Source organism: Streptomyces javensis (assembly GCF_039525925.1).
Taxonomy (GTDB): domain Bacteria; phylum Actinomycetota; class Actinomycetes; order Streptomycetales; family Streptomycetaceae; genus Streptomyces; species Streptomyces asiaticus.
The window spans coordinates 1-5,253 of record NZ_BAAAIF010000172.1; the positions used below are offsets into that span (position 1 = coordinate 1).

A 5,253-nucleotide genomic window follows, 5' to 3' on the forward strand; every position below is an offset into this window, starting at 1 on the left:
CCCCGGGTGGGGTGATGGTGTCGGTGCAGGCCGCCGAGGCCGACGTCTTGCCGTTGCTGGCCGGTCGTGAGGCCGAGGTGAGTGTGGCGGCGGTCAATGGTCCGTACTCGACCGTGATCTCCGGGGCGGAAAAGGCGGTGACGGAGGTCGCTGGGCAGTTTGAGGCTCAGGGGGTCAAGACCAAGCGGCTGCGCGTCTCGCACGCCTTCCATTCGCCGTTGATGGAGCCGATGCTGGCGGAGTTCCGGCGGGTGGCCGAGGGGCTGTCGTACGCGCCCCCGCGCATCCCCGTCGTATCGAACCTGACGGGTCTGATCGCGGACGCCGAGACGCTGTGCTCCGCCGAGTACTGGGTACGGCACGTCCGCGAGACCGTGCGCTTCGCCGACGGCGTGGCGGCCCTCGCGGAGGCCGGTGTGACGACCTCCCTGGAGCTGGGCCCGGACGGGGTGCTGTCCGGCATGGGACAGGAATGCGCGCCGGACGTCGAGTTCGCCTCCGCACTGCGCGGCGGCCGAGGAGAGCGCGCCACGCTTCAGGAGGCATTGGCCCGCATCTTCGTTCGTGGCGTCCCGGTGGACTGGACGGCGTTGCTCGCGCCGACGCCCGTACGCCACGTGGAGCTGCCGACCTACGCCTTCCAGCGGAAGCGGTACTGGCTCGAGGCCGGTGGGGCGGCGGGCAACGTGGCCTCGGCAGGGCTCCGGTCGGAGGAACATCCCCTGCTCGGTGCCGCCGTGAGGCTGCCCGACTCCGACGGATGCCTGTTCATCGGCCGACTGTCCGCACGTACCCACGCCTGGTTGGCCGACCACGCCGTGCTGGGCTCGGTGGTGGTGCCGGGGACGGCCTTCGTGGATCTGGCGCTGCATGCCGGTGGCCGCTTCGGCTGTGACCAGGTGGACGACCTGGTGCTGGAAGCGCCCCTGGTCCTTCCCGAACGCGGGGCGATCCAGCTCCAGGTGATGGTGGCCGGAGCCGATGACGACGGCCGCCGACCCGTCACCGTCCACTCCCGACGGGAATCCGCTGATGAGGACGGGCCCTGGACGCGCCACGCCACCGGCGTCCTCCTGACCAGGGCCGAGGTGCCGGAGACGGCGATCTCGGCCGAGGTGAGCGTGTGGCCGCCCGTGGATGCTCAGGCGATCGACATCAGCGGCATGTACGAGCGCTTCGCGCTGGGCGGGCTCGCATACGGGCCGGCGTTCCAGGGGGTGCGGGCCGCCTGGCGGCGCGAAGGCGAGGCGTTCACCGAGGTGTTCGCCGAGGTGGCACTGGCCGAGGAGCAGAGGTCAGATGCGGCGCGCTTCCGTGTGCACCCGGCGTTGCTCGACGCCGCCCTTCATATGGCGGGGCCCGGTGGCCTGGTGGCCTCGGACGCCGAGCAGATCCGCTTGCCATTCGCCTGGAACGGGGTGTCGGTGCCCATCCCCGGCGCGACCACGGTCCGCGTACGACTTGCGGCGGCCGGGTCCGACGGCCTGTCGCTCGCCGTGGCCGATGAGACGGGCCGGTTGATGGCCTCGGTGGCAGAGCTGGTGACACGCCCGGTCTCCGCCGAGCAGATCAACGCCGCGCGCGGCACCTCCCATGAGTCGCTGTACCGACTGCGGTGGAACGCCATGCCGCTCCCTGCCGACGCGCCGTCCACCGCCCGCTGTGCGGTGATCGGTGCAGAGGACAGCGCGCTGGCCACGGCGCTGCGGTCGGCGGGCTGGCAGGTGCGAACGCATCCTGATCTGGAGGCCCTTGCCCGAGCCAGTGGCGAGGGTGAACCCCTGCCGGAGTGGGTGCTGTCGGCCTCGGCGACCGGCACCGGTGGCGACGCCCACCAGGGTCTGCGTGGCGCGGCGCACCAGGCGTTGGAGCGGGTGCAGCAGTGGTTGGCCGAGGAGCGGTTCGCCGGCTCCCGCCTGGTCATCACCACTCACGGCGCCGTGGCCACCACCTCCACCGAGGGCGTGGAGGACCTGGCAGGGGCGGCGGTATGGGGTCTGGTGCGGTCCGCGCAGGCCGAACACCCCGGCCGACTGCTCCTCCTCGATGCGGACGAACCCATCGAACTCGGCTCCGTTCCGCTGGCCGCCGCCCTCGCCTCGGGCGAGCCGCAGTTGGCCGTACGAAGCGGACGCGTACTCGCGGCGAGGCTGGTCCGAGCCGAGGCGGCGGCGGAGCAGGGCGCTTCGGCGACATGGCATCCCGAGGCTACGGTGCTCATCACCGGGGCCAGCGGCACCCTGGGCGGTCTGCTCGCGCGGCACTTGGTGGCCGACCACGGTGTACGGCATCTGGTGCTGCTCAGCCGCAGGGGCTCGGCGGCCGAGGGCGCGGCGGAGCTGGCCGATGATCTGGTCTCGGCCGGGGCGTCGGTGACCTGGGCGGCCTGTGATGTCGCCGACCGGGACGCCCTCGGCGCGGTGTTGTCGGACATCCCCGCGGCGCACCCACTCAAGGGTGTCGTCCACGCCGCCGCCGTGCTGGACGACGGTGTGATCGCGTCGTTGACTCCGGAGCGGCTGGACACCGTGCTGCGGTCGAAGGCGGAGGCGGCGCTAGCCCTGCATGAGCTGACGGCTGGGCTCGACCTGTCGGCGTTTGTGGTCTTCTCCTCGGTGGCGGGCATGTTCGGGGCCGCCGGGCAGGGCAACTACGCGGCCGCCAACGCCTTCCTCGACGCGTTGGCCGCACGGCGCCGGGCGCACGGCCTCCCCGGCCTGTCGCTGGCCTGGGGCCTGTGGGAGGAACGCAGCGGGATGACCGCGGGGCTGGCCGAGGTGGACAGGCGACGGATGGACCAGGTCGGCATCTCCGCCCTGTCGTCGGCCGAGGGGCTCGCACTGTTCGACGCCGCCTGTGCGAGCGATGGCCCCCCGGTCCTCGCCGCCGCACGGCTGAACACGGCGGTCCTGAGCTCCGCCGCACACGACGGCCTGGCGGAAATACCGCATGTGATGCGGGAGTTGGTGCGCGTGCCCGCTGGCCGGGTGGAGGCGGATTCCGCCGGAGCGGCCGGAGCGGCGGGGGCATTGCGGGCACGCCTGGACGGAGCCTCGTATGCGGAAGGCGAACGCCTGGTGCTGGACACGGTACGGCGCAATGTCGCCGCGGTGCTGGGCCACGGCGGTCCGGATACCGTGGAACCGGGCCGTGCGTTCAAGGACTTCGGCTTCGATTCGCTGACGGCGGTGGAATTGCGCAACCGGCTCGGCACGGTGACCGGACTGCGTCTGACCGCGACGCTGGTGTTCGACCACCCGACGCCGACCGCCCTGGCCCAGCACCTTCACCACGAGCTGACGCGGGACGCCGGATCCGCCGCCACCTCGGTGCCCGTGTCCGTGGGACTCGACCAGCTCGAAGCCGGTTTGTCGGCGATGACCTGGGAGGAGATCGGCCGCACGGATGTGGTGTCACGCCTGCGGGAGCTCTTGGCAAAGTACGGCGACGCACAGGAAGTCCCGAGCAGCAGCGCTGCTCTCGTCGACCAACTCGAATCGGCGACGGATGGCGAACTCTTCAAGATGGTGGACGAGGATCTCGGAATTCTCTGAAGCGATCTGAAGCAATACCCCTCCGCAATCCGCCGACAGCCTTGTGATTGGGAAAGCGCGATGAGCAACGAAGACAAACTCCGGGATTACCTCAAGCGAGTCATTGCCGAACTCCACCAGACGCGTCAGCGCCTCCAGGAAGCGGAGTCCGCGGACCACGAGCCGATCGCGATCGTGGCGATGAGCTGCCGCTACCCGGGCGGGCTGCGTTCGCCCGAGGAGCTGTGGCGGTCGGTGGCCGCCGGCCAGGACGCCATCTCGGGCTTCCCCGAGGACCGTGGCTGGGACGTGGCGGGGTTGTACGATCCCGACCCGGGCGCGGTCGGCAAGAGCTATGCGCGCGAGGGCGGATTCCTGCACGGCGCCGGTGAATTCGACCCGGCGTTCTTCGGGATGTCCCCCCGCGAGGCGCTCGCGACCGACCCCCAGCAGCGGCTGCTGCTGGAGACGGCTTGGGAGGCGTTCGAGCGGGCCGGTATCGACCCGGAGTCGGTGCGGGGCAGCAAGACCGGTGTCTTCACCGGTGTGATGTACCACGACTACGGCACCGGTCTGACCTCGCTGCCCGCGGGTGTGGAGGGCTATCTGGGCAATGGCACCGCGGGCAGTATCGCCTCCGGTCGGGTGGCCTACACCCTGGGCCTCGAGGGTCCGGCGGTCACTGTTGACACGGCGTGCTCCTCGTCCCTGGTGGCGCTGCACTGGGCCGGTCAGGCCCTTCGGCGCCAGGAGTGCACACTCGCCCTCGCGGGTGGTGTCACGGTGATGTCCACCCCCGGAACCTTCGTGGAGTTCAGCCGTCAGCGGGGTCTGGCGGCTGACGGTCGGTGCAAGCCTTTCGCGGCGGCCGCCGATGGCACGGGCTGGGGCGAGGGTGTGGGCATGCTGCTGCTGGAGCGGCTGTCGGACGCGCGCCGCAACGGTCACCCCGTGCTGGCGGTGGTACGCGGCTCCGCCATCAACCAGGACGGTGCGAGCAACGGCCTTACGGCGCCCAACGGCCCGTCTCAGCAGCGGGTGATCCGCCAGGCCCTGGCCGACGCGAAACTCTCCGCCAAGCAGGTGGACGCCGTCGAGGCGCATGGCACGGGTACCACGCTGGGCGATCCGATCGAGGCGCAGGCGCTGCTGGCCACGTACGGGCAGGAGCGGCCCGAGGAGCGGCCGCTGTGGCTCGGCTCGATCAAGTCCAACATCGGCCATACGCAGGCGGCGGCGGGTGTGGCGGGCGTCATCAAGATGGTGCAGGCGATGCGGCACGGGCTGCTGCCGCAGACCCTGCATGTCGATGAGCCGTCGCCCCACGTGGACTGGACGGCGGGCGGGGTCAGGCTGCTCACCGAGGCCACGCCGTGGCCGGAGGGCGACGAGCCCCGCCGGGCGGGAATCTCGTCCTTCGGAATCAGCGGCACCAACGCACACATCATCCTGGAGCAGGAGCCTCCGGCCGACCCGGAGAGCGAAGCGCCGGAGGAGACGGGGCAACTGCCATCCGGCATCGTGCCGTGGCTGGTCTCGGGGAAGTCCGAGAGCGCGCTGCGTGCCCAGGCCGAAGGGCTGCTCGGCCACCTGGAGACGCGGCAGGAGACGACCCTCATTGATGTCGGGTTCTCCCTGGCGACGACGCGTAGTGCGTTTGAGCATCGTGCGGTGGTGTTGGGGTCCGATCGTGGGGCTTTGGTTGAGGGTTTGGGTGCGG

2 protein-coding genes are annotated in these 5,253 nt (G+C 71.1%); both read left to right on the top strand.

Going from position 1 to position 5,253, the window contains the following annotated elements; translation table 11 throughout:
• On the top strand, positions 1 to 3,554 hold a 3,554-nt coding region (locus tag ABD329_RS47180), incomplete at its 5' end, for an SDR family NAD(P)-dependent oxidoreductase (protein ID WP_344318181.1).
• 60 nt (positions 3,555 to 3,614) lie between these two features.
• A partial coding sequence (locus tag ABD329_RS47185) for a type I polyketide synthase (RefSeq protein WP_344318182.1) occupies positions 3,615 to 5,253 on the top strand: 1,639 nt, incomplete at its 3' end.